Below are 25,819 nucleotides of genomic sequence, written 5' to 3' on the forward strand. Positions count from 1 at the left end.
TCGGCGTGGCCGCGCTGCTGCTCGGCATGGCCGGCATCAATGCGCAATGGTGGCTGCTGGCGCGGCAGCAGGCCCGCCTGCGCGCCGACGCCGAAGCGCTGGTGCGCCGGCACTTTCCGCGCCTCGGCCCGGTCGTCGACGCGCCGGCGCAGATGCGCCAGCAAGTGGACGCGCTGGCGCGCGCCAAGGGGCAGCCGGCCAGCGGCGACGTCGCCGATCTGTCCGACCGCCTTGCCCGCGCGCTCGGGCCCGTGCCGCCGGACGCGGTGACCGAACTGTCCTACCGCGACCACACGCTGCGCGCGCGCCTGGCGGAGGCGGCCAAGGTCGACGCCGACGCGTTGCGCCAGCGGCTGGAAGCCGCCGGACTCGCCGCGCGCGTGGAAGATGGCCAATGGCTGCTCAGGATCCGCTCATGAACGCGCCGCTCGATGACACCTTGCTGGTACCCGAGGCGCCGGCCACGGCGTCCCGCCAGCGCCGGCCGCTGCCCCCCGCGGTGGCACGGGGCCTGCTCGCGTGGCGGGCCTTGACGCCGCGTGACCGCCGCGCGGTGATGGTCTGCGCCGCGGCGATTTCCACCGCCTGCGGCTGGCTGGCCGGGTGGGAACCGGCCGCCAGCGCGATCCCCCGGCTGCAACGCGAGCTCCCCCTCGATCACGCGCAGCTTGCGCAATTGCAGTTGCTGGCAAAGCAGGCGCAGGCGCTGCGGGCGCTGCCGGACATCCCCCCGCGCACGGGCGCCGCGCTGCGCGACGCGGTGGCCGGGTCGCTGGAAACCGCGGGCATCGCCGGCGCGACGGTGGAAGCGGCGGACCACGGCGTGCGCGTGCGGGCGGACAAGGTGTCGTTCTACGCATGGATGCAGTGGCTGGCCGGCGCGCGGCAGGCATTCGGGCTGGACGTCCTCGACATGGAGGCAAGGGCTGCCGCGGGTGGTGAGCGCGGCGCGGTGACGGTCAGCGCGGCGCTGACACTGCCGGCGCCGTAGCGCGGGCGGGCACGGATCCGTTCAATCCGGCCCGCCCCGCGGCCGCTGCCAGCCGCGCAGGATTTCCGCGATGCGCCTGGCATAGCGGTCCCGCAGCGCCGGCGTCTCCGAGTGATACGCCCCGACCGCTTCCCACGTATTGCCGTACCTGTTCATCTTGCGCCGCAGATGCCAGGCGCCCACATAGACGCTCACGCAGCCCGACTGCAGCGCCTTGCCGTCGACGCCATAGCGCCTGAGCTCCGCCAGGTGAATCGAATTGATCTGCATGAGGCCCATGTCGATGGTGCGGTTCTCGTTGCGGTTCATCGCATCGGCCCGGAAGCGCGACTCCTGCCAGGCAATGGCGCGCAGGATCATGGGATGGACGCCGTGGTAGCGGCCGGCGTCGTCGAAGCAATCCGCATGGGCCGGCGTCACCGCCATCATCGGCATCGCCGCCAGCGCCGCCAGCCCGGCCGTCGCGCGCCAGCTCCCGCGCATCCGTGTCATGGCAGCTCCTCCGGGTCCTGCTCGCGCACCCACACCACGCGCGTGCGCAGGCTCGCGCCGATGCCCTCGCGATAGATCAGCGCGACGAACCGGCGCACCGCGCGCCCGCCGCGCGCCTCGCCGTGCACGATGAAATACCGGCTGCGCGCGTCGATCATCAGCCCTTGCGGCTCGGGCGCCGCCGGCGCCAGCGCCTTCAGCCGCAGGGAAAGATCGCCAAGGTCGCGCCAGAAGGCCCGGTCACGGTCGGCGATCATGGTCCGGGCCTGCGATACCGTGACGCCGGGAATGAACGCCGCCAGGACCTCCGGCCCCGCGGTGTTCATGTTGACCGTGGTCGGCATCGGCAACGCCACCACGAACGGCGCCAGCTTTGCCACGGCGTCGCCCGTGTAGCCGGAAATGGCCAGCAGGTCGGACGCGCGCGTGAGCGGCAAGGGGCCGTCCGGGCGCAGGCTGCGCAGGACGTAGGCCGCGGTGGACCCCGCCAGCGCGCTGTCCAGCGACAGCGTGGACAACAGCTTTCGGTAGGCGGCCACGCCCACGGCGCTGACGCCGGGCGGCTGGGTCCGGTCGCCGGTGCTGACCAGCGTCATCAGGTTGAAGCGCGCCTGCGCGTCCTCGATGGCGCCGCCGAGCGTCACCGCGTCGCCACCTTGCGTAAATGCCACGCCGCGCGCCGCCTGCGCGCCGATCCATGCCGACAGCGGCGCCGGCGCGCGCGGCTGCGCCCACGGCTGGCGCAGATGGTCGACGGGCGAGCGCGAGCCGTTCTCCTGCAGCGCCGCCGTCGCCCACGCGGTGACGGCGCCCTGCAAGGATTCGCCCTGCGCGCGCAGGCGCCGCGACTCCACCGCGCGCGTGGATGCCTGCTGCTGGACGAACATCGTCGTCACCAGCGTCACGCACAGCGCCACCACCAGCAGCGCCGTCACCACGGCCGCGCCCCGCTGCCGGCGCCTCATGACCGCTGCCCCGGCAGCCACGCCCAGCACGCCTGCACCTCGGCCGCGTCTACCCGCGGCGGCGGGCCGGACAGGAACGCCGCGTCCAGCTTCACCTCGTCCAGGTGATACAGATGCTGCTGCTGCGGTGCGCGCGCGTCCCGCGGCCGCACGTAATGCGCTCGGTAGAAGCGCGGCGCCGGGTCTCGCGGCACGTGCAGGTCCGCGATGCCGCGCACCGGCGCATCGAACCAGAAGCGGATCCAGCTCCCGCCGCTGCGATAGCCGCGCTCTCCGGGCAGGAAGCCGGCCAGCGCGAGCTGGATATACGGCACCAGGGCCGGGTTCAGCCCGGCATAGCCCCACACACCGCGCTGCGCCGCGAGCTCCGCCAGGCCCAGGAAACGACCGATGGTCATCGACGGCACCAGTTCGGGCCGGCGCATCAAGGTCAGGTGCCATTGCCAGCGGGCCAGATAAGCGTCGCGCTGCGCGCGCGCCAGCCCGACATCCGTCATTTCGCCCATGACAAGCTCCTCGGGCAAGTCCCCGTGGCGCATCAGCGGACAGCGCGCGCGGGCGCGCGAGCCATGGCTGAAGCGGGGCCGTATCTGCGTGCTGCGCGCGCCGATCAGCAACAGCGCGCGATGGCACAGCGGACAACGCGGATGCGGCGCGCCGCCGTGCAGCGCCGCCATGCCGAACTCGGCCAGGTAAGCCTGAACCGTGATCAGACGGGCGTCGACCGGATGCAATGCAAGTCTCATGGCGTGGACAGGTTGAATGTTGAATGCCCACAGCCGCTCCCCAGCAAACCTTTCTCTGCGTCGACGCTCCGCGCGGATGCCCGCGATGCGTGAACCACACGGCGTGAACTTTCGTGCCCTCACCCGCGTCTATGTCGTCGATCGTTGCGTTCGCGACAAATTACTCGCGACGTCCGTCAAGTTACAAAGCGGCATTTGCACGGTAGTGACCAAATCTGAGAATATCGTGCAATCAGACAGACCCGGCTTGGTCATATCGCGCGGCACCTCCTGCGCTGCAAGCCACCCTGCGGTCTTCCTCCCTGCCACATGCTCGACGCCGCGCTTTGCCGCGGCACGTCATAACAAAAGAGCATGAGCCAGATTCGCCATCTCTTCACGATTCCACCCGCTCGTTTTCACGCACACCGCCAAGAATCGTTTCTGCGGGCAACGACGGCACACACGCTTTCCACGCGGTGCCCGCGGCAAGTGAAGTCATGCATCAATCCATCAATGCTTTCCACCCAATAAACGGGAGTTGCACTGTGAAACTGAAGCACGCACTGATTCAGGCGGCCTGCGCGGCCGCTGCCTTCTCCGCTACCGCAGCCATGGCCCAGAACGTGGTCGGTGGTGGCGCATCGCTGCCCGAGTTCCTGTACAAGGCCGAGATCAACGCCTTCGCGCCGAACTACGCCCCCTACGCCTCCACGGGTAGCGGCGCCGGCAAGACCGCGCTGCTGACCAACGCGCCCGCCGCGTTCAACGCCGTCACCGGCCGCACCGACACCACCGTGCACTTCGCCGGCAGCGACTCGATCCTGTCGGGCTCGGAAATCTCGGCGTTCACCACCAACCGTGCCGCCACCGAAGGCGCCGTGATCCAGATGCCGTCGGTGGCCACCGCCGTCGGTATCGCGTTCAAGGCCTCGCCGGCGAACATCACCCTGTCCACCGACCAGCTCTGCGGCGTGTTCTCGGGCAAGATCACCGACTGGAGCGCCATCTCCGGCACCTCGGGCCCGATCCGCGTGGTCTACCGCAGCGACAGCAGCGGCACGACCGAAATCTTCACGCGCCACCTGAGCGCGGTCTGCTCGGTGGCCAGCGGCAACTCGAACGTGAACTTCACGACCACCACCACGTTCGCCAACAACTTCCCGAGCGGCGTTCCGGCGAACTTCGTGGGCGCGGCGCTGAGCGCCGGCGTGCGCGACAGCATCGACGTGGGCAATTCGATCGGCTACCTGAGCCCGGACTACATCAACACCTCGCTGGCGCCCGCTTCGACGGCCGCCACCAAGAGCCTGAAGTCCGCCTTCCTGCGCAACAAGAACGTGACGACCGGCACGGCCACCTTCCAGCCGACCGCGGCCGCGACGACGGCTGCGCTTGGCAACCTCACCATCAGCGGCACGCTGTCCGACCCGAACAGCTGGGCGCCGCTGGCCGCCGATCCGGCAGCCGGCTATCCCATCTCCGGCTTCACGTATCTTGACCATGTCCAGTGCTACAGCAACGCCACCGTCAAGGCCGACGTGCTGGCATTCCTGAACAAGCACTACGACTACACGGACGCCGCCCAGGTGTCCCGCATCCAGGGTAACGGCTTCGCCCTGCTGCCGACCGCGATCGTCACCAAGATCCAGGACGAACTGCTGACCGGCACGGCGAACAACCTGAACATCGGCAACGCCGTCGCCTGCAGCGGCAAGGCCGGCCGTTAATCACATGGCAAGGCAGTAGCGAACGGGTGGGCAACCACCTCAGCCAGCCGGAGGCCCACCTTGCGTGGGCCTCTTCTGTTTGGTGCTTGGTGCTTGGTGGCGTCCCTGCTTCGGCGCGCGCCGGAATCGATGCAGACGGGAGCCCGGCCGCGCCGGGCGCCGGGCGCCGGAATAGCGAAAAAAAACCGGAGCCCCCAGGGGCCTCCGGTCTTGAAGCAGGCAACGCAGGCCGGAATCAGGCGGCCAGGTCCATCCGCAATGCCGGCGCTTGCCACGACACCATCTGCATGACGGTGGACACCTCCACCATCACCGGCGCCGCGCCCGCCCCGATGCGCAGCGTCGCCTGGCCATTGGTCCAGCGCCACGGCGCCGCGCCCTGCGTTTCCAGCGGATAGAATCCGCCCGCCAGCGCATCGCCGTCGAGCGCGACCGGCTGGCCATCCACCCGGATGTCGCTGACGCAGACGCCCAGCGTCCGGCCGTCCTGCTGGTCCGCGTAAAGGTGGGCCAGCACGCCGCTGCGCGAGACGAGGCCGACCTCGGCCGCGCCCGCGGGCACCATGAACCAGCGGCGCTGGCCGTGCGAATGCGTCGCGTCGATGCGCGCGCCATCGACGACCAGATGCATATCGGCTTCTTCCACGCGCAGATGTCCGAGCGCCAGCGCGCGGTCGAGCAGCCGCTGGCGGACCTCGGTCAACTGCGGTCCTGCCATGACGCATGGCGCGCAGGCATTTTCCCAGCTCTGCGGGTCCAGCCGGCCATGCAGCGCCACGTGCTCCGCGGCATTGGAAAAACCGTGGCGATTGCCATCGTCCAGATAGCTCTCGCACGGCAGCCCCTCGGCCAGCAGCACGTCGTGGCTGTCGAGCTCGATGTGGAAATACTGCACCGCGGTCACCTGTTCCTGCACGATCGTCGCGCCGTTGAGCAGGCATCCCGCGGGAATCAGCACGCCGTCGACGAAGACCGCGTGCCCGGGAGACACGCGCAGGTCGCGCAGCGGCAGCCCCTGGCCAAACGCGTCCGCCTGGATGCGAACGGGCATGACCTCCCACGGACGCGGATGGCTTGCGCCGTGCACGCGGCTATGGCCGATCCAGCGAACGGCGCGCCGGGCGCCGGACGCCGTGATGACGAGGTCGCCTTCGCGCAGGCTTTCCACGGCAACGTAGCCCGATGCCGTCGCGATCCGGGTGCCGGCCGCGAAACAGGGAGCCATGGGGAAGGTCGGCGCCCCCGCGTTGTCGAGCAGCGCATTGTTGAGCTGCATGCCGTCGTCCGTGGCGCCGGTGGCATCGTGATAGTTGGAGAACATGTCCTCCTTCGTGATCACGAGATAGTCCCCCCAGGGGTCCTTTATCAGGATCGTGTCGCCATTGGTTCCCACCACGCTCCAGGGCGTCCCGGCATCCGGCTCCAGCGCCCAGTTGGTGCTGGGCCGAGGCGAGCCATCGAAAAAATTGCTGCCGATGCCGACGGAATACGTGCCATTCCCGTTATCCGTCACGAACAGTTGATACGGCTCGCTGTCCGCCCGCGCGGAGGGAACCAGCGACTGGTATCCGCTGTAGTCGCCGGGCAGCGACACCGTGCCATCGCCGTTGTCGGTCACCGATCCGAAGACCCAGCCAAAGTTGCCGACTCCCAGGGCGACACCGTTATAGTCATTGAGATCAATTGCCACCACCTACTCCTCGATTAGGTATGTAAGGCAGGGAACGCCCTGCCAGCGAACCATTACTGCCCTGCGTCACCGAAGCCGAGCACCTGTACCGACACCACCGACGGCATGCGGTCCCTCGCACTGGACATCTGCTGGCGCGCCATGTCTTCCGCCGCCTGGTTGACCGCGTTGGCCGCGGCGCTGGCCGACGCCAGCGCGCCCACGTTGACGCTGGCCAGCGCGGGCAGGCCGGTCGCCTTGCCCTGTACCTGGATGTTGGCGGCGTTGACCACCTGCAGCGCGGCGAGGTTGACACTGCCGGACACGCGAATGCCCGCCTCGCCGGCGTCGATGGTCCCGAGCGGCGCGATCAGGTCGATGTCGCCGGGCGGAATTTCCGGAATCGGATTGAGCGTGGCGATCCCCGCGCCCGTGCTCGGCACGGTGGGCGACAGCGTGACGTTGCCCAGGTCGTCGTAAAGCCGCCGCGGCGGCGAGAACACGACCGTGGTCTTGGCGCCGCGTCCCGCGTTGATGTCCCCCGTGGCCGACCACGCGGTGATGCCGCCGCCGAAGGTGGTGAAGATCCGGGACAGGCCCAGCAGGATGCTGCCGTAGGAATACATGCGGATGTCGCCCGAGCCCTGCGTCAGCAAGCCCGACGACGCCGGCGGCACCTTGCCCTCCACGCCGATCAGCGTGCGCCCCCCCGGCGTCAGCGTATCGATGTTGCCGCCGAAGTCGGTGCGGATGCCGGACGGCCCGAACATGGTGATGTCGCCGGCGTAGGCAATCGCGTTGCCGCGCGCGTCGTGGTCCGGGAACAGCGTGGCGATGGCTTCGCGGCCACGCAGGTAGCTGCCGGCGCGGCCGCTGTCCGCGTCGTTGAACTCGCGGCCGCTGGTGCGCAGCTCGGTGAAATAGACCTCGCGCGCGAAGATCCCCTGCTCGGCCGGGCTGAGCGCCAGGAAAGCCGCCAGCGCGCCGGCGGGTCCGCCCGCGTAGCCGTATCGCGCGGCAAGCCATGCGGCCAGCTCGTTCTCGTACGTCTTTGCGACCTTCCCCGCATTGGCGGCGGCGTCGAGGCCCATGGTGGGGCTGGCGGCGTTGTCCGCCGAGAAATAGCGCCGGGCGAAGGCGGCATAGTCCGGACCGCTGGCGCCCACGCCGGCCATGGCGACGATGGAGGCGCCGCCGGACCGGTTGCCCGGGTCGACGTTGACGATCGCGCCCAGGCTTTCCAGCGATCCCTTGTCGCCCTGATAGAGGTTGCGCCCGGCGCTGACCTCCAGCAAGCCCGGGCCCGCCACGTTGAAACTGGACTGCAGGATGTCGCGGCCGGCCGCCACCACGGAGATGTCGCGCGGATCGCCATGCACGAAGAGATTGCCGGTGGAGCTTGCGCCGCCAAGGCCGGAGCGGGTCGAGACGCCCGGCGCCGTGCCGGCGCCGACAATATCCCGCCCGGCCTGGATCCATACGGGACGGGAGCCGACGTACCACGTATTGCCAAGCAGCGCGGGAATGGCCGATGCCCCGGCGAAGTTCAGGATCTCGCCGGTGCGCAGCCCGACGATGTCGCCCTCCGCGGCGTAGAAGCGCGCCGGCGCCGCGGGGCCGTCGGACAGGCCGCCGGCGGCGGTATCCGCCTGGTAGGTGAAGAGCCAGTTGCGGCGATCCCCCTGGGTCGCCCCGCCCAGTCCCGTGACGTTGGTGACCGACGCGCCACCGGCCGTGGCCTCGTAGGCGGGGCGGCGCGGCGTTGGCAGCGCGGCGGGATCCGCGCCGGACATATCGACCGGATACCCCTGCCCGCGAATGCTGTCGGCGGCCAGGAATTCGAGCTTGCCAAGCGGCGATGGCGCCAGCACCAGCGCGTTGCCGGCGGTGCCGCCGCCACCGTAGAAGATGCTGCCGCTGGCGGCCGTGACGGAGAGTGCCGGCGGATAGATGTAACTGCCGTCGGTGGACAGGCTGTTCGTCAACAGGCCGGTGGTCGGGTGGGCACTCTGCTGCGACGGCGTCACGTTGCCGCCGCTGGAGAACAGCGAGACCGCGCTGCGGTCCGTCCACAGCGTGAACCAGCTATACGCGTTGCCGGCGTAGTCCAGGCCCTGGTAGCGGAACGGCGTGGGGCTTGCCAGGTAAGACCGGCCCGGATCCGCCGCCGCGTCGAGAACGAGGTCCCCGCGCGTGAACAGGCGCATCTCGCCATCGCCCGGCGCGACCAGCAGGCCGCCCCCGATCTGCGGCCGGCGCAGGCTGTTGTCGGCCGCGCTTTGCCAGCGCGGATCGTTCGGGTCGGCCGGCTGGCTCAGCGAGGGCGCGCCCGCGACGTAGCCGATGGCCCCCGCGGTCAGCGTCGTTTCACCGCGCACGTTGGCCAGCGACCCGAACATATCCGGCGAGGAGGCGCCCGGGCTGAGGACACCCGCGGGATTGAACGCGCCGCCGACCCGGATCTCGATATTGCCGCCGCCGGTCTGCACGATGGCGCCATCGGACGATACCCTGCCGCTGCCGCCGACCACGATGTTCAGCCCGCTGCTGCGCGGCAGCGCGCTGTTGCCACGGTCGGAGATCACGCCCGCGTTGCCGCCCGCGTCCACCGTGACATTGCCGCCGCCGAGCGCGCCGATGCCGGTGAAGCCGATGACCTGCGCGTTGGTCGCCGCCAGCACGTCGCGATAGGGCACGGCGTAGGTGCCGAAATTGATCCACCACGCCGCCGGCTGGCCGATGCCGTCGCCGCCCTGGCGCCACAGCCAGTTGCCGATCAGGTTGCTGCCCGCCATGCCCGCCAGCGGACTGGCCGCGGACTGGCTGCCGAAGATGTCGCCGCTGAGGTTGCCCTGCGCGGCGATGACCACGTCCCCGCCCCGCTCCGGATACCACGCCTGGTAGTTGCCGTTGTTCGCCAGCGCTTCATAGGCGGCGCCGGCGCCGCTGCCCAGCACCTTGCCGCTGGCATCGTTGATGCCGCGCGGCAGGTTGTACGGGTCCGCGCCGTTCGGGCCGATGCCGCCCGCCTGCGTGCCGGCCGTATAGATGCCGAACGGCGTGGCTTGCGAGAAATCCCCGCCCGCGAGCATGTCGAGATCGCCGGTGCCGGTCCGGATCACGCTGAACACGGGCTGCTTCACCGCGGCCTTGACCAGCGTGAAATGCGGGTCCGACAGATGGATGTCGCCCGCGCCGCCGAGCGCGCCGGCGGACTGCAGCGCGCGCGTATCCGCGGACTGCGTATCGGCGCCGCCCGCCAGCCGCATGGACCAGGAATCCGAGCCGGCCGCCAGCATGGGGGCAATGGCCCAGAGGCTCCCTTGCCTGCCGCTTTCGGCCGGACGCAGGTCGATGCTGGCCAGCGTCCCGGTACCCGCCGCGTCGGCGAACTGCAGGCTGGCGCCCGGCGGCAGCCGGGTTCCCGAGGGCAGGCGCACATTGGCGGCCAGCGTCGCGCTGCCGGAGAAGATCGACAAGGAGGTTCCGGCGGGCACGGTGAACGCCGCCGCCTGGATGGCGACCGGCACGATGGAGCCGGCGTCGAGCTGCGCGCCGCGCGCGATGCCGGTGGCCTGCTTCAGTACCGTGCCCGCCGGATACAGGACGTTGCCGGCGGCGTCGCGCACGGCCGCGCGCAGCACCGTGCCGGCCGGCAGGGTGGCGGCGGCGTTGAGCGTGATCCGCGCGGGCATCGTGACATTGGCCTTCAGCGACGTGGCCCGGACCGAGATGGGAAAGTCCAGCGCGGACGTGATGCCGTTGAATGACGTGGCGGTGCCCGTGGCGCCGCCCTTGAGCGTGATGGCGATGGGCAGCACCAGTTCCCCGCGCATGGGATCGATGCCCGGGGCCAGCTTCCAGTTGGCGTCGTCCGGCGTGGCCGGCGGCGGCGCGAAGCCGTCCGAGATGCTGCCGAAGATATTGAGGTCGCCGCCGGCCCGGATGACCAGCGCGCCCGGCTCCCCGCTGCCGCGCACGGCCGTGGCGCCGGGCCCGTAGCGGTAGCCTGACAGGTCGATGTCGCCCTGCACCGTCAGGTTGCCGCTGGCCGTGCTGCTGACGATCTCCACGCCGGGACGCAGGTGGTAGGCGGCGCCGTAGGCGCGCAGTCCCACCAGCCGGGCCTGCAGGCCGGCATTGCCCGCCGCGCCCTGCATGAAGGCCTGGCTGTCCTGGTGCAGCGTGTCGAGATAGGCCTGCGTGACGATCTGGTTGATCCTGCCATCCAGGGTCGGCTCGGGATCCACCGGCGCGTTGTCGTAGCGCCAGAAGCCCTGCACCGCGATGCTGTCGGCGCCGTCGATCCGGACCGGGCCGGAGACGTCGATCCGCATGTCGCCGGCCGTGGCCGAGCCGGCGCGGCCCGCGTCGAGGATCAGCCGCCCGCGCGCCACCGCGTCGGCGGAGCGCACGTCGACCGCGGCGCCCGGCGCCAGCGTCAGCAGCCCATTGGCCGCGGACAACTCCACCGTCGCCCGGTTGGCCGCGTCGATCGGCTGGCCATAGCTGTCGGCCGCCAGTTGCGAGGCGTGCGCGTCCAGCAGCGCGGTGCCGGCGAGCGTCAGGTTGTCGCGCGCGGCCAGGCGGATGCTGCCGGGCCGCGGCCCGCTGGCGTCCACCTTGCCGGTCACGGTAAGGCTGCCGCCGTCCACCGAGATCGTCACCGCGTGCGCGCGCACCTCGTCGCCTGCCACGAGGTCGCCCTGCTTGAGCACGAAACTGCGCGAGCCGACCACGCCGCCGTCGTTCAGCCGCCGGTTGAGCCCCGTGAAGTCATCCAGCACGCGGGCCCGGATGTCGATGCCGCCGGCCTGCGCCGGATCGTCCGCGCCGCCGCCGTCGATGCGGCCCGCCAGGGCCACCTGCCCTCCGGCCTGGCCGGTGGCGGTGACGGCCACGGTGCCGCCGGCCGCGTGCGGCGCGGAGACATCGATGCGCGAGCCGGCCGCCTGGCTGATGTTGCCCGCGGCGCTTTCCAGCACCACGTCGCCGCCGGGGCTGTTGCGCGTCTGTTCGAAGAAGGCCTTGTCGCGGCCGGCCATGTCCAGCTGAGCGGCATCCGTGAGCGTGATGTCGCGCGCCGCGCTGACCGCCAGCCGGCCGCTGGGCAGCGCGACGTGGGTGCCCAGCACCACGCTGTCGCCCTTGAGGTCGATCTCCGCGCCGAGCGCGGCGGGTGCGGCGCTCCCCGCCCCCTGTCCGGGCAGCGGCGCGGCGACCAGCGCGCCGCCCGCGACGAACTTCGTCACCGCGCCGGCCTCGCCGGTCAGCAGCGGCGTGCTGAGATTCAGGTTGCCGCCGCTGTAGGCGTAGCCCTGGCCGCCAACGTAGGCGCCCTGCGACTGGTAGGCCGACAGCGTGCCGTGATTGTTGCCCGCGATGCTGCCGGACGCGGTGAGGTTGACCGTGGAGAACCCCAGCGCAAGCCGGTCCAGCACCAGGCGCGTGTCCGGCGCGGCGTTGCTGGCATAGCCGAGCACAATATCATTCGCGACCAGGTTCAGCGTGCCCAGGCCGGTTCCCGCCCCGCCCGCCAAAACCACGCCCGGCATCGCGCTCGAAGGCTGCGTGGTGCTGTTGTACGCGACGCCGTCGCTGATCCCGGTCCACACCAGCCGCCCCGCCGTCAGCGTGGCCTTGTCGTCCACGCCGCCCAGCCCGTAGATGGCGGGCGTGCTGAGCACCAGCTCCTGCAGGCGGGACTTGCCGGTGGACGGATCCAGCGTACTGAGGTCGACCGTGCCGAAGAAATTGATGGCATCGTTGGCGCCGAGGCGCAACGACTGCAGCGCGGGCACGCCGGGCTCGCCGCCGCCCGCCAGCAGCCGGTTCATCAGCGCCTGGTCGAACTGCAGGCCGTCCGGCAATACCTGGTCGCGCGCCGCGGCGGCCAGCGCCGCGCTGTCGCCGATGTTGATGCTCGACACCGCCAGGCTCAGTTCGCGCGCGCCGAACCGCATGCCGTCGTCCATGGTCAGCGCGCCGGTGCCCCTGAGCGCGAGTACCAGCGAGCCTTCCGTATAGAGCCGCGCGTCGCCGAGATGGATGCCGCCGTTCGTCAGGCTGCCGCCACCCGGCGCGGTGACGTCGAGCCAGTTGTTGGACACCGCCAGCAGCGCCAGGCCCTGCGAACCGGCGTAGTTGCCGAGGCTGTAGACGTAGCCGTCCGCCGAGCGATACGGCGTGGCACTGCCCCGCCCGAGCGTATCGAGGCGCGCGCCGGACTCCAGCGTGATGCCGCCAGGCCCGGCCGCGAGAAACACTTCGGGCGCCGCCAGCACCGCCGCGCCGCGCAGCACCAGCTCCGGCGTGTTCGAGTTGACGACAAACAGGCCGCCGTCCTGGCGCACCATGGTGGCGCCGATGGACAGGCGCGGCGCCTGCAGCGCGTTCAGGTCGCTGTCGCGGAAGGACGCATAGCCGGCCGAGGGCGCGGCGCCCGCGCTCCGGATCTCGATCGGGATGGCGGTCCCCTGGGCCGCCGCATCGACCGTCACGCTGCCGGGATTGCCGCCCTCCGCGGCGCCGAATCGCGCGTTGCCGGCAAATTCGAATACCGGCGCGGCGCCGTCCGGCTTCGACAGCCGCAAGGCCAGGGTCTTGCCGTCCGCCGGCAATGGCGGCGTCGGATTGCCGAACGTCGCGGCATTCGCGCGCGCGAAGTCCGCGTAGCCGGTTTCACTGTATTGGGCGTACCGGCGCGCGACCTCGCCCGAGGTCAGGATCACACGCGTTGCCAGCGCGTCGCGCGCGCCGGTGTTGGCCACACCCTGCACCGCGGCCACGGCAAAGGACCCGTTGTTCAGCGCCACCACGCCCTGCTGCCGCAGGTTCGCGGCGCCGCCCAGCTCCACCCGGAACGCGCCCGGCATCAGCGCGTAGCGGGCCGGCATCAATGTGTAGGTGCCGGCGGCCAGGCCCGGCACGCCCGCGGGGATGGTGATCTGGCGCCCCACGCCGGGCGCGGCGCCCGCTCCCGCGTCGACCGGCGCGTAGGCGCGCTGGTCGCCCGGCACGATGGCATAGACTTCGTTGCCGGCGCCGCTGAACGTGTTGGCCGGGCTGGCATTGGCAAGCGCGGTCTGCAGGACGTCGACCGAACCGCCCCGGCCGCTGACGAACGCCGCCCCCAGCAGCTCGCCTCCGCCCGACAGGTCCAGCGTGGCCCCCGGCTGCACCGCGGTGTGGCGCGCGCTGATGCTCACGCCGCTGTTGGCCAGGCGCGTTGCGAGGCCGTTGGCGCCGGTCCCGGTCACATCCGTGCCGTTGTAGCTGTAGGTGATGCCGTCCGCCGTTCCGCCGAACGGCAGGCTCAGTCCCGCCGCGCTGACCGATGTCAGGCTGCCCGGCAGGAAGGTCACGGTGCCCGTGACGAACGATGTCGGCGTCGGCGTCAGGTCGTCCCCGACGCCGATCGACAGTCTGCCCAGCGGCGCCCGCAGGAGCGCGCCCTGCGCGATCTCCGGAGCGATGACGGCCAGGCTGCCGAACACCGACTGCGGCTGCGCCGGCACCTCGGCCGTGGTGCGTTGCAGGGCGATGCGCTGGCTTGCGAACAGCGACGCCGTGGCAAGCGTGACCGGATAGATCTGGGCCGCGCCCAGGGTCAGCTCGCGGTGGCCGCGCAGCGCGCCCTGCAACCGGATGTCGCCCCGGCTTTCCAGGTCGGCGCTGCCAAAGCCCGTGCTGGCGACGGTCCGCGCGCCACCGGCCTCCAGGTCGATGATGCCCGCGGTGCCAGACAGGTCGATGGTGCCGGCATCGATCAGGTCCGCCTCGACGCGCAGGCTGGCGTCGCTGGCCAGCGGCGCCTGGAGCGCGGTCTGTGGCCGGACGGTGGGATAGATCTGGAACGCGCTGGAGGGCACCGCCACGGACGGCGCGCCCAGCGCCACGTATGGCGCGGCGAGGCGGACGTGACTGGACGGCGCGCCGCCGTCCCCGGCGGCCAGGTTTGCCGCATCGAGCCAGCCGGCGCCGATGCGCAGGCTTTGCCGCATGGCGAGATCCACGTCCCCGCGGAACCCGACCGCGCCGACCGACGCCAGCGAGAGGTCGTCGAACCCGCCTGCCTGGATGCGGTCGACACTGATCGAACCGGTGCCGAAGGTATAGGGGCCAAGGCCCAGGTCGTGCTGGCTCACCCAGAGTTCGCGCGGCACGCGGATCGCATCGGGCACCGTGAAGGGCCTGCTGGCCTGCGGATAGAGCGGCGCCTGCAACTCCAGCGCCAGCGAGCCGCCGCGGGCCCCGGGGCCGCCCGCCGCCGCGCGCATGTCGCCTTCGAGCGTGAAGCCGCTGTATGACCGCACGGTGATGGCCCCCCCGGCGCTGGCGGCGTCATAGGTGGCGCGGAACTGCGGGTCGAGGCGGCTTGCCGCCGCGCCGGTGGCCAGCGTCGCCGCGGTGCCGGACACGTCCAGCACCGCGCCGGGCCGGACGATGACAAAGGCATCGGTGGAAACCGGCATGTGCGTGCTGTCGGGCGTGGTCCCGCCCTCGCTGCCCAGCACGATGCTGCCGCCGTCGGGCACGATGCCATACAGGCGGCCATACTGGTCCGCCGCCGCGCGCGCGCGCGCCGCGGCGTCGAGCCGCGCCGCGCCGCCGATCAGCACCGCCAGGTCGCCCGGCGTGGCATCCGCCTTGCCGCCTCCCGGCGCGCGCGAATTGACCACGGCGATCTTGCCCCCCGGCGCGGTCAGCGCGCCATCCACCACGACCTGTTCCTTGCCGTCCACGCGGATGGTCTGTCCCGGGTCGACCGTGATCGCGCTGCCGGTCCCGACCGTCACGTTGCCGCCGCCGAGATAGCCGCCATTGCCGTCGTAGACCGCGGCGGAGCGCAGCGTCAGGCTGGCGCCGCCGCGCTGGCCCAGCACCGCCTTGACCGGATCTTCCTGGTACAGCGGCGGCAGCCATGCCGGCATCGCGGCGGCCGGGTCGGTGCCGGTGGGGATGCGGCGGGCATTGTCGTCCAGCCGGTAGACCGGCTGCACGACATCGATATGCGTGCCGTCGGCCACGGTCATCGAGAGGAAGCCGTTGATGTCGTATCCGGAGAAACCGCCGGCAAACAACGATGCCGGCAGCACCAGTTCGCCGGCGCCGGCCGCCTGCCCGCCGCCGATGCGCACCGTGCCGGCCGAGATGGACAGCGAGCCGCCCTGCTCGGCGCCATAGGCGCGTACCTCGCCATCGAGGCGCAGCGTGGCGGCCGGGTCGGCCGCCATGCCGGGCGCGTTGGCGCCCGGGCCGTTCGCCGTCAGTGCGATTGCCCCGCCCCGCCCGCCGTGGAGCGAGCCATCGCGCAGCACCGCCGCGCCGGAAGAGGCATCGATGCGCGCGCCCGCGGCGATCGCCACGTCGTGCGTCGAATCGATCCGCACGGCGCCGCCGTCGATATAGGCCAGCGCGGCCGCATCGTCGCCATCGCGCAGCGCATTGACCCATTTGCCGCGGACGTCGAGCACCGCGCCGGGCCCCACCGCCATATGAGCCTTGCCATCGATGCCCAGCACGGTGTCGCCGAAGGTGCCGCTGGCGTCGATCGTATTGCCGAGACGGATGCTGCCCGCCCGCGCCGTGATGCCGGCATTCACGTCGATGGCAGGCGCCACGAAACGCAGCCGCCCGCCATCGGCCAGCGCCAGCGCGCCGTCCACGCGGATCGTGGATGCCGTGTAGGCGTCGATGCCGCCCAGCCCGTAGCCCGAGAAGCGCGCCGCGTCGAACCACGCGGTGCCGATGCGGGCATCGGGCAGCGCATCGGCGGCGCCCATGCCGTCGGTCACGGATGGCTCGCCGCCGGTGAAGCGCACGTCGGCCTGCGGCTGGGCCGGCAGCACGTCATTGCCCAGGAAGTGCCCGAACACGAACTGCCCGGCCCGCGCCACGGTGTTCTGCGTGGCCTTGTAGCCGTCGGCCGCCGCCGGATCGCGCTGCCCCGCCTGGCGCGCGCCCTGCAGCACGCTCGCGTTGACGTCGCCCTCGATCACCGCCGTGGGCGCATCCACGATCAGCGTGCCCGCGTCGCGGCCCGTCACGTAGCCCTGCTGCCAGCGGTACACGGGCGCCAGCGCCACGTTGTAGAAGCGGTCGGTCACGCCCCAGCGCGCGTAGTCGACCTCGTAGCCGTTGTAGACCCCGTCATAGACCAGATCGCCCGGCGCGCGGTTGGCATCGTAGAGCTGGCCGTTGCCGGCGCGCACCCAGCTGGAGCGGATGAAGCCGTCGGCGGTGGTCACGACCCCGCCCGCGAGATTGATGGCCGAGCCCTTCTGCGTGACGACTTCCTTGCCGCCGAGCCGTACCGTGCCGCCCACGGCGGCCCATTCGGCGATGGTGTGGCCGGTGGTGCCGAGGTAGCCGGAGACTTCGAGCAGGCCGCCGGGCGTGTAGTAGCGGTCAGTGGCATAACCGCCGGTGCCGGCGGGCACCAGGATCAGGTCGCGGACATCGACCCAGACGTCGTTGCTGCTGAGTTTTCCGCCATCGCGGCTGGCCGGCGCGTCGCGCTGCTCGTTGCCCTGCACGCTGATCTTGACGCTGTTGCTCTCCATCGAGACCTTGACGGCCGGCGCGCCCGCGACGTCCAGGCGCGCGCCGTCGGCGACGAAGGCGCGCCCCGCGGCATTGACGGCGATCTGGCCGCCGGTGGCCAGCGTCAGCGACTGGTTCTCGAAGCCGACGGTGCCGCCGCTGACGATCTCGACGCGCGACTGGTCGCGGCGGTCCGGCTGGCGCGACAGGTTGTCGAACGCGGCGGGAATGGCGTTGGCGTCCGCGCGCGCCTTGTCCTGGTCAGCCGAATCCTGCAGCAGCGCATCGCGCTGGCTGTCGAGCGCGGTCTCGGTGCCGTCCTCGATCAGCACCGAGGTGACGCTGCCGCTGCCGAGCGTGATCCTGCCGTCGGCATCGGAGACCGAATTCAGCAGGTGGATCGTGCCGCGCTGGCTCACCGCGGTGGTGGCCACCGCCACGCCCTGCTGGCGCACGTCGTGGCCGGCCAGCGTGATGTCGCCGCGCTCGGCCTGGATCACGCCGCTGTTGACGACCAGGCCCGCCGCGCTGCCGGTGGCGCGCTGCGGCGCCACTTCGTTGCCGCGCGTGGTGGAGACCTGGTTGCTGTCGGTGCTGTAGCCGGGACGCAGGATGAAGCTGTCGCCCGCGGCAAGTTCCGTCTGGCCGCGCGGCGTGGCGATGGTGCCGTCGTTCCGCACCTCGCCGCCGAGCAGCAGCACGTAGCCGCCGCCCTCGGTGACCGATTGCGGCGTGCGCGTGCTGATGCGGGCGCCCCCCTCGACAATCAGCTTGCCGCTGGCATCGGTGAAACTCGGCGTGAAGCCCGTGGCGCCGGCCTGCGCGCTGTAGATCCCGCTGTCGCGGAACTGCGCGTCGCTCATGCGCGCGGCCGCCGCCACCAGGTTGCCGGTGTTCACCTGGCTCGATCCCGAGAAGATGACGCCGTTGCGGTTGAGCACCATGATCGTGCCGGCGCCGCTCATCTCGCCGAGGATCTGGCTCGGCCGTCCGGCCGGATCGTTGACGCGGTTGAGCACGGCCCAGTTGCTCTGCTGCGCGAAGCGCAGCGAGGTGTTGCGGCCGATGTTGAAGGTTTCCCAGTTCAGGATCGCGCGCTCGGCGGCCTGGTTGATGCCGACCAGGATGCGGCCGGTGGTCGGGTCGACGGTCTGGGTCGGGCTGTCGGCGCCGCTCCATCCCGCCGTGGCGGGGTTGGTGTCGACCTTGAGGCCGCCGTCGCCGAGGCCGTCGGGCACGCTGGTGCCGGCCTGCATGGCGGCCTCGCGGGCCTTGCGCTGCGCCTCGGCCGCCGCCGCGGCGGCCTGCGCCACCTGGCCCAGGTTGGCGATCGACATGCGCGTCTGCGCATTGATCTGCTGGATCTGCTGCGCGGTCAGCGAGGCGCCCCACTGCGTCATCGTGCCGATGCGCGCGGCGTCGGCCGCGGCCTTGTTGCCGGCCTGCTGCGCGATCCACGCGGCGTTCAGCGCGGGGCCGGCGGCCACCGCGCCGGTGGACCACGCGGCGAGCGCGATCGCCATGGCGCGCGCAAGCGGGTGCAGCGGACGCAGCGTGCGTTGCGAACTTGCGCGGCGCGGCAGGCCGCGGTGCGCGGCCTTGTGCAACTGATTCATGCTCGATCCTGTCGACACGGCATCCATGCCGTTGCAATGGGTCATGGCTGCGCCCACGGACCGGCATGGCGATGCGCATGCGTCACGGGATGGGGCTGGCCGGAAACCGTGGCAGATTGCAGATGACCGGTGACGCGTTCGTGACCGGAACTAGGCAGATTCCCGCGCGCGCCCGGCTGGCGCGGGGGCCGGCGCCGGAGGCGGGGTCCGGCTTCGTTGCCGCGCGGCCGCGGCGGCGCCGGAATCTACGCAGATTTCGCCATATCCGAGACGCGGAGCGTGCTTAGCATCCGTCCTCGCCCGAACGCTGGCGGCATGCGTTGTTCACCACGCTGCACGCCGCGTTGTGCGCCACCTTGTGCGCCACCTTGTGCGCTTGCTCACCGGCATCGGGCCCGTCATTCCCGTCGTGCATGGCATGTCCGCCGTGCGCCGCGCCGCCGCTGGCGGGCGGCACGCCCGGCGCCACCGAGAACAACAACGCCCTGTGCCTGACCATGTCATCACGTCGATTGCATCCGCAGCAAGCGCAGCACCCGGACCAAGGCGGTCCGGTGGCGCCGGTGCCCGATGGGGCCACGGACGGGGCCACGGACGGCGCGGACCACCGGGCCGGCGCGGGCGGCAGGCGCGCGGCCACGCGCAGCCTGCGCCGCGCGCCCGGCGTGCTGACCGCGCCCGACTTCGAGTGGAAGGGGCCGCCGCTGAGCGAGACGTGGCTGGCCCGCCCCGGCGAGCCCGGCTGCGGCTGGATCGACCGCGCGCTCGACGCCATGCCGGGGCCGGCGGCGGGCGATCCGCGCGCGGGCCCGCATGCCCGCGCCCATGCCGTGGCGCAGGCCGTGGCCGAGGCGCGCATCGGCGGCACGTTCTGGGGCAGCGATCCGGTGCCGCGGCTCGACGCGCTCGATGGCCGGCCGCTGGCGCTGCTGCGGCCGGGCAACCTGCGGCAGGCCGGGCAGATGCTGGCGCTGGCGCTGGCGTGGGAGCTGGCGCCGTGCCTGGTCATGCCCGGCACCGCGCCGTGGAAGAGCGCGCTGCGCGCGCTCGTGGAGTCGCGCGGCGGCCTGCTGTGGCGCGATCCGGTGGACCCGTGGCCGCTGCTGGACCGCTGCCGGCGCGTGGTGGTCGACGGCAATGACGGCGTGGGCTTCCTGGCGCTGCTGCGCGGCATGCCGGTGACCTGCGTGCAGCCCGGCTACCTGTCCGGGCGCGGCCTCACGGACGACCTGGCGCCCGCCGCGCCCAAGCCCGCGCGCACGCTGGCGCAACTGGCCGACGCGGTGCTGCTCCAGGGCACCCGCTATGTCGACCCGTTCACGGGCAAGGACTGCGATGGCGAGGCGGTGATCGCGCTGCTGGCGTTCTGGCGCACGCTGTGCCACATGAACCGCGAGGTGGCATGCTGCACCGGCATGGCGCTGTGGAAGCGCGCCGACATCGCGCGCTTTTTCCACAGCGGCGCGCGCCCGGTGCCGTTCTTCGCCGGCGCCCGCCGGCCGGTGCTGCACGCCGCCGCGCGGCACGGCGCGGTGGCGGTGTGGGCCTCGCGCGAGTCGGCCGAGCTGTCCGGTGCCGCCGGTGCCGCCGGCGTGCCGCTGTACCGCGTGGAAGACGGCTTCATCCGCTCGCGCGGGCTGGGCAGCGACCTCTATCCGCCGATGTCGATCGTGGTGGACCGGCGCGGCATCTATTACGACCCGGCCAGCGGCAGCGACCTGGAGGTGCTGCTGGCGCAGACCGACTTCGCCGAGCCGCTGCTGCGCCGCGCGCGCAACCTGCGCACGATGCTGGTGGCGCACCGCATCACCAAGTACGGCGACGAGGCGCCCGGCGGCGCCGTGCCGGTGCCGGCCATGCCGGCGGGGCGCCGCCGCGTGCTGGTGCCGGGCCAGGTCACCGACGATGCCTCGCTGCGGCTGGGCGGCGCGGGCATCGGCGGCAACCTCGAACTGCTGCGCCGCGTGCGCGCGGCCGAGCCCGATGCCTATATCGTGTTCAAGCCGCACCCGGACGTGGAGGCCGGCCACCGCCCCGGCGCGCTGGCCGACGAGGACGCGCTGCGCCATGCCGACGCGGTGGTGCGCGGCACGCCGCTGGCGGTGCTGCTCGACGTGGTGGACGCGGTCCACACGCTGACCTCGCTGGCCGGGTTCGAGGCGCTGCTGCGCGGACGCGAGGTCGTGGTGCACGGGCAGCCGTTCTACGCGGGCTGGGGCCTCACGCGCGATCTGGCGCCGATGGCGTGGCGCCGGCGCCGGCTGACGCTCGACGAACTGGTGGCCGGCGCCCTGCTGCTCTACCCGCGCTACCTCGATCCGCACACCGGCCTGCCCTGCCCGCCCGAGGTGCTGGTGCAGCGCTTTGCGCAGCAGCGGCGCGGCGGCGCGTCCGCGCTGACCCGCCTGCGCCGCATGCAGGGGCTGGCCGCGCGGCAGTGGCGCGCGTGGCGGAGCCGGGTCGGCGCGTGCGCCGCATGGTGGAGCGGCCTGCAGGCGCGGCGGATGGGGGCCCGGCCATGACCAGCCCCATGCCACGCAGCTTCCTGTTCCTGCAGGGCCCGCCGGGACCGTTCTTCAGCCGGCTGGGGCAGGCGCTGCGCGGCGCCGGCCACGCGGTGCATCGCGTGAACTTCCATGGCGGCGACACGCTGGCGTGGCGCGCGGGCCATGCGATGGCGTTCCGCGGCCGCGCGGCGCGCTGGCCGGCCTGGCTCGACGCCGCCCTCGGCCGCCTCGGCATCACCGACGTGGTGCTGTTCGGCGATTGCCGGCCGCTGCACCAGGCCGCCGCCCGCGTGGCCAGGCAACGCGGCGTGCGTGTCCATGTGTTCGAGGAAGGGTATCTGCGCCCGGACTGGATCACGCTGGAGCGCGATGGCGTGAACGGCCATTCGTCGCTGCCGCGCGCGCCGCAGTGGTACCGCGAGCAGGCCGCGAGCCTGCCCGCGCCGCCGGCCCTGCCGCCAATCCCGGGCGACTTCGGCGAGCGCGCCCGCGCGGCGGTGCGGTACTACCTGGCCGCGTATTTCTCCTGGCCGCTGTTCCCGCACTACAGCACGCACCGCCGCTGGCATCCCGCCTGGGAAAGCGTAGGCTGGACCGGCCGGCTGCTGCGGCGCGGCCGCGCCGCGCGCGAGACCGCGCAAGCCTGCGCGCGCCTGCGCGCCCAGCCGTATTTCATCTTTCCGCTGCAGCTCGATTCCGACTTCCAGCTGCGCGTGCATTCGCGCTTTGGCGGCCTGGACGGCGCGCTCGCCCACGTGCTGGAGAGCTTTGCGACGCATGCGCCCGCCGACTGCGTGCTGGCCATCAAGGCGCATCCGCTCGACAACGGCCTGGTCGACTGGAAGCGGATCGCGCTGCACGATGCCCGCTGCCTGGGCATTGCCAACCGCATTGCCTGGCTCGACGGCGGCGACATCTCCCTGCTCGCGCGCGGCGCGCGCGGCATGGTGACCGTCAACAGCACCAGCGGCACGCTGGCCCTCGCGGCCGGCGTGCCGGTGCGCACGCTCGGCACCGCCGTCTATGACATGCCGGGCCTGACCGACCAGCAGAAGCTGGCCGCGTTCTGGCGCGCGCCGCGCCGGCCGGACGCGGCGCTGTTCGATGCGTTCCGCCGCGTGCTGGCCGAGCGCTGCCTGCTGCACGGCGGCTTCCATAACGCGGCCGCGATCGACCTGCTGATCGCGCCCGCCTGCCGGCGGTTGCTGGCGGCGGGCGCGCCGGACGCAGCCGGCATGTCGATGCCCGCCACCGCGGCCACCGCGGCCACCGCGGCTCTCCCGCCCACCGCGGCCAGCCCGCGGACAACGGTGCCCACGCCATGAAACCAGCACTGCTGCTCGACATCACGCGGCTGATGCGCCGCGCCGGCCATACCACGCCCACCGGCATCGACCGTGTGGAGATGGCCTATGCGGACTACCTTCAGCGCCACGAGCGGGAGCGGCTCACGTACACCGCGCTGCATCCCGGCGGCTGGCACGTGCGCCTGCCGCGCGACGCGGCGATGTGCTTCCTGCGGGAGACCGCGCGGCAATGGCGGGGCGAGCCCGCGCGCGCGCGGCCGGCCGCGGCCCGGCTGTGGCTGTGGCTCTGCATGTCGCCGCCGCGGCGCGCGGTGGCGGCGCGGCCGGCCGCCTACCTGCTGATGTCGCACACCAACCTCGAACGCCCGGCGGCGGTCGCGCGCGCGCTCGCGACCGAGCGCGCCGCGCTGGTCTGCCTGGTGCACGACCTGGTGCCGCTCACGCATCCGGAGTTCTCGCGCGCCGGCACGGAGCGGGTGCACCGGCGCCGGCTGGAAACCGTCGAGGCGCTGGCCGACGTCATCGTCACCAACTCGCAGGCCACCGCGCAGGCCCTCACCGCGGTGCTCGGGCGCGGCACGCGCGCGGTGCGGATGCTGGCGGCCCCGCTGGGGGTATCGCTGCCCGACATGGCCGCCGGGCCCCACTGCCCGCGTCCGCCCTACTTCGTCATGCTGGGCACCATCGAGCCGCGCAAGAACCACGTGCTGCTGCTGCAGGTCTGGCAGCGCATGGTGGCGGCCGATGGCGCGGCGCAGACACCAAGGCTGGTGCTGATCGGCCGCGACGGCTGGGAGAACGCCCACGTCATGGCCATGCTCGAACGGGCCCCGGCGCTGCGCGGCGTGGTCACGCTGGCCGACGGCCGCTCCGACCGCGAGGTGGCGGCGCTGCTGCGCGACGCGCGCGCGCTGCTGATGCCGTCGTTCGCCGAGGGCTTCGGCCTGCCGGTGGCCGAGGCGCTGGCGCTCGGCGTGCCCGTGCTCGCCAGCGACCTGCCGGCGCTGCGCGAGACCGGCGGCGACGCGCCCGAGTATCTCGACCCGATGGACGGCCCGGCGTGGCTGCGCGCGGTGCGCGAATACGCGCTGCCCGCCTCGGCCCGGCGCGGCGCGCAACTGGAGCGGCTGGCGGGCTGGCGCGCGCCGTGCTGGGACGACCACTGCCGCGCGGTGCTGGGCGTCATCGACAGCCTGGCGCCGGAGCGCGGCGCGAACCTGGAGCGCCGCCTTGGCACTTGACACCACCCTGCGCCACGGCCTGCGCGTGCAGATCCAGGTCATCGGCGCGCTGATCCTGCGCGAGCTCCATACGCGCTATGGCCGCGAGAACATCGGCTACCTGTGGCTGATCGGCGAGCCGATGCTGCTGGCCGGCTCGGTGGCGCTGATCCACCTTGGCGACACCCATCACCGCGGCAACATCCTGCCGGTGCCGTTCGCGCTGGGCGGCTACTGCGCCTTCATCATCTTCCGCTCGATCATCACGCGCGCGGAGAGCGCGCTCCATGCCAACCAGCCGCTGCTGTACCACCGCATGGTGACGATCTTCGACATGCTGGCCGCGCGCGCGGTGCTCGAAGGCGCCTCCAGCACGCTCGCGCTGGCGCTGCTGCTGGCCGGCGCCTGCGCGCTCGGCGCGGCCGAGCCGCCGGCCCGGCCGCTGGCCCTGCTGGCCGCGCTGGCGCTGATGACGTGGTTCTCGTTCGGGCTGTCGATGCTGGTCTGCGCGGTGACCTACGCCAGCAAGATGGCCAACCGGCTGATCCATCCGCTCGTGTACCTGGCCATGCCGATGTCGGGCGCGTTCTTCCTGCTCAGGTGGATCCCCGAACCGTACCGGGGCTGGCTGTCGTGGGTGCCGCTGACGCAGATCTTCGAGCTGCTGCGCATCGGGCAGTTCGAGTCGTTCGACAGCCCCTACGTCGACGGCTTCTACCTGGTCGGCTGGTGCCTGGCGCTGACGCTGGCCGGCCTGGCCAGCCTGCGCGTGGTGCGCCGCCATATCCATCTATGAATCCCCCGCCGCGCCGGAGCGCACGCCCATGACCGCCGATGCCACCGTTGTGCCGAACCCGGCCGCCCTGCCCCAATCCTCCGAATCGTCCGAATCGCCGCGAAAAACCGCATCGGCCGCGCGCGCGGCCCGGCCCGGCCCAGCGGTCCGCCTGCGCGCGTTCTGGCGGCGCCGCTGGCCGTTCCTGGCCAGCGTGGTGCTGCCCACGCTGCTGACGGCGGGCTACTTCTTCGGCATCGCCGCGGACCAGTACGAGTCGGAGGCCCGCTTCGTGGTGCGCTCCACGCAGACGCAGATGGGCAACGGCGGCAACGGGCTCGGGCAGATGCTGGGCCTGGCCGGCGTGCTCAGCGACTCGCAGGCGCAGTCGTTCAGCGTGGGCGATTATCTCGGCTCGCACGACGCCGTGGCCGCGCTGCGCGACAAGGTCGACCTGGCCGCGCTGTTCCGCCGCCCCGAGGCCGACCTGCTGGCGCGCCTGTGGTGGGCGCAGCCGAGCGCGGAGACCCTGCTGCGCTTCTACCGCCGGCAGGTGACCATCGCGTTCAGCCAGGACACCGGCATCACCACGCTGCGCGTCCACGCGTTCCGCCCCGGCGACGCGCGCGACCTCGCGCGCTGGCTGCTGGCGCTTGGCGAGTCGCGCGTCAACACCTTCAACCAGCGCGCCGTGGACGACGCCGTGCGCGTGGCCACCTCGGAGCTGCGGGAAGCGGAGGCGCAGGTCATCGAGGCCCAGCGCGTGCTGACCGCGTTCCGCGTCGAGCACCGCGACCTCGACCCCGAGAAAACCGGCATCGGCCAGCAGACGCTGGTCGCGCAGCTGGAGGAGTCGCTGGCCCAGGCACACGCGCAGCTCGCCACGATGACCGCGCGGGTCGACCGCGACAGCCCCCAGGCCGTCGCGCTGCGCGACCGCGTGATGGGGCTGGAACAGCAACTGGGCGCGCAGACCGCGCGCCTGGTCGGCGGCAGGGGCACCGCGCCGCGGATGGCCGACTACCAGCGCCTGGAGATGAAGCAGGACTTCGCCGCCAAGCGCTACGCGGCCGTGGCCACCGCGCTGGAGACCGCGCGCGAGAACGCCCTCAAGCAGCAGCTATATGTCGTGCGCGTGGTGGAGCCCAACCTGCCCGTGCGCGCCCTTTATCCACGCAGAGCCCTGATCGTCGCCAGCGTCTTCTTCAGTCTGCTGGTGTCGTACGGCATCGGCTGGCTGATCGTGGCCGGCGTGCGCGAGCACGCGGCATGACCTG

Annotated in this window: 14 protein-coding genes; 8 read left to right on the forward strand and 6 right to left on the reverse strand. The window is 72.2% G+C overall.

Annotated features, from left to right (window positions below):
• Together gspL and gspM are read left to right on the forward strand one after the other, a co-directional pair.
• The coding region (gspL, locus tag K206_RS39205; RefSeq protein WP_020205074.1) for a type II secretion system protein GspL at nt 1–419 on the forward strand (419 nt) is incomplete at its 5' end.
• Nucleotides 416–991 (forward strand): type II secretion system protein GspM, encoded by a 576-nt coding sequence (gene gspM / locus K206_RS0124750; protein WP_020205075.1) that lies wholly within the window; start codon nt 416–418, stop codon nt 989–991. The genes gspL and gspM, both read left to right, overlap by 4 nt.
• A gap of 21 nt (nt 992–1,012) precedes the next feature.
• Here gspM and K206_RS0124755 read toward each other — a convergent pair whose 3' ends face one another.
• From K206_RS0124755 to K206_RS43865, 3 genes are read right to left on the reverse strand one after another with little or no spacing between them, the layout of a single operon-like run.
• Complete coding sequence (locus K206_RS0124755) at nt 1,013–1,474, reverse strand: lytic transglycosylase domain-containing protein (RefSeq protein WP_020205076.1); 462 nt, start codon at nt 1,472–1,474, stop codon at nt 1,013–1,015.
• A 5-nt stretch (nt 1,475–1,479) separates the two neighbouring features.
• The gene (gspK, locus tag K206_RS0124760) at nt 1,480–2,448 is read right to left on the reverse strand and encodes a type II secretion system minor pseudopilin GspK (protein ID WP_020205077.1); all 969 of its coding nucleotides are present in this window, start codon (nt 2,446–2,448) and stop codon (nt 1,480–1,482) included.
• Entirely contained in the window at nt 2,445–3,182 is a 738-nt protein-coding gene (locus tag K206_RS43865; protein ID WP_020205078.1) for a hypothetical protein, read from the reverse strand. Before K206_RS43865 ends, gspK begins: the two co-directional genes overlap by 4 nt.
• Nucleotides 3,183–3,787: 605 nt before the next feature.
• Here K206_RS43865 and K206_RS0124770 point away from each other — a divergent pair.
• Entirely contained in the window at nt 3,788–4,903 is a 1,116-nt protein-coding gene (locus K206_RS0124770) for a substrate-binding domain-containing protein (RefSeq protein ID WP_020205079.1), read from the forward strand.
• Between the two features lie 235 nt (nt 4,904–5,138).
• On the opposite strand, the gene K206_RS40990 is transcribed toward K206_RS0124770, so the two are convergent.
• The 3 genes from K206_RS40990 to K206_RS44680 form a co-directional block, all read right to left on the reverse strand.
• Nucleotides 5,139–6,593, reverse strand: coding sequence for a Hint domain-containing protein (locus K206_RS40990; RefSeq protein ID WP_155888207.1), 1,455 nt, complete (start codon nt 6,591–6,593; stop codon nt 5,139–5,141).
• A gap of 53 nt (nt 6,594–6,646) precedes the next feature.
• Nucleotides 6,647–18,733, reverse strand: a complete 12,087-nt coding sequence (locus K206_RS39215; protein WP_020205081.1) for a filamentous haemagglutinin family protein — start codon at nt 18,731–18,733, stop codon at nt 6,647–6,649.
• A gap of 283 nt (nt 18,734–19,016) precedes the next feature.
• Entirely contained in the window at nt 19,017–19,148 is a 132-nt protein-coding gene (locus K206_RS44680; RefSeq protein WP_255359649.1) for a hypothetical protein, read from the reverse strand.
• On the opposite strand from K206_RS44680, the gene K206_RS39220 reads away from it, so the two are divergent.
• From K206_RS39220 to K206_RS0124810, 5 genes are read left to right on the forward strand one after another with little or no spacing between them, the layout of a single operon-like run.
• Nucleotides 19,147–21,255: a beta-3-deoxy-D-manno-oct-2-ulosonic acid transferase gene (locus K206_RS39220; RefSeq protein WP_155888208.1), complete on the forward strand. Its 2,109-nt coding sequence runs from the start codon at nt 19,147–19,149 to the stop codon at nt 21,253–21,255. The two genes, K206_RS44680 and K206_RS39220, sit on opposite strands and share 2 nt — an antisense overlap.
• Nucleotides 21,256–21,263: 8 nt before the next feature.
• Nucleotides 21,264–22,565, forward strand: coding sequence for a capsule biosynthesis protein (locus tag K206_RS0124795; RefSeq protein WP_196812918.1), 1,302 nt, complete (start codon nt 21,264–21,266; stop codon nt 22,563–22,565).
• Nucleotides 22,562–23,788 carry a glycosyltransferase family 1 protein gene (locus tag K206_RS39225; RefSeq protein ID WP_020423888.1) on the forward strand — a complete coding sequence of 409 codons (1,227 nt, stop codon included), beginning with the start codon at nt 22,562–22,564 and terminating at the stop codon, nt 23,786–23,788. The genes K206_RS0124795 and K206_RS39225 overlap by 4 nt, the downstream gene beginning before the upstream one ends.
• Nucleotides 23,778–24,563 (forward strand): ABC transporter permease, encoded by a 786-nt coding sequence (locus K206_RS0124805; protein ID WP_020205086.1) that lies wholly within the window; start codon nt 23,778–23,780, stop codon nt 24,561–24,563. Before K206_RS39225 ends, K206_RS0124805 begins: the two co-directional genes overlap by 11 nt.
• Nucleotides 24,564–24,591: 28 nt before the next feature.
• Nucleotides 24,592–25,815 (forward strand): hypothetical protein, encoded by a 1,224-nt coding sequence (locus K206_RS0124810; protein WP_020205087.1) that lies wholly within the window; start codon nt 24,592–24,594, stop codon nt 25,813–25,815.
• Nucleotides 25,816–25,819 lie beyond the last annotated feature (4 nt).

The organism is Cupriavidus sp. WS (assembly GCF_000395345.1).
Lineage (GTDB): Bacteria > Pseudomonadota > Gammaproteobacteria > Burkholderiales > Burkholderiaceae > Cupriavidus > Cupriavidus basilensis_B.

Excerpts from the sequence above, each read along its gene's own strand:
- gspM (WP_020205075.1), top strand. The coding sequence starts at position 416 with ATGAACGCGCCGCTCGATGACACCTTGCTGGTACCCGAGGCGCCGGCC.
- K206_RS0124755 (WP_020205076.1), bottom strand. The coding sequence starts at position 1,474 with ATGCGCGGGAGCTGGCGCGCGACGGCCGGGCTGGCGGCGCTGGCGGCG.
- gspK (WP_020205077.1), bottom strand. The coding sequence starts at position 2,448 with ATGAGGCGCCGGCAGCGGGGCGCGGCCGTGGTGACGGCGCTGCTGGTG.
- K206_RS0124770 (WP_020205079.1), top strand. The coding sequence starts at position 3,788 with ATGGCCCAGAACGTGGTCGGTGGTGGCGCATCGCTGCCCGAGTTCCTG.
- K206_RS39215 (WP_020205081.1), bottom strand. The coding sequence starts at position 18,733 with ATGAATCAGTTGCACAAGGCCGCGCACCGCGGCCTGCCGCGCCGCGCA.
- K206_RS39220 (WP_155888208.1), top strand. The coding sequence starts at position 19,147 with ATGGCATGTCCGCCGTGCGCCGCGCCGCCGCTGGCGGGCGGCACGCCC.
- K206_RS44680 (WP_255359649.1), bottom strand. The coding sequence starts at position 19,148 with ATGCACGACGGGAATGACGGGCCCGATGCCGGTGAGCAAGCGCACAAG.
- K206_RS0124795 (WP_196812918.1), top strand. The coding sequence starts at position 21,264 with ATGCCACGCAGCTTCCTGTTCCTGCAGGGCCCGCCGGGACCGTTCTTC.
- K206_RS39225 (WP_020423888.1), top strand. The coding sequence starts at position 22,562 with ATGAAACCAGCACTGCTGCTCGACATCACGCGGCTGATGCGCCGCGCC.
- K206_RS0124810 (WP_020205087.1), top strand. The coding sequence starts at position 24,592 with ATGACCGCCGATGCCACCGTTGTGCCGAACCCGGCCGCCCTGCCCCAA.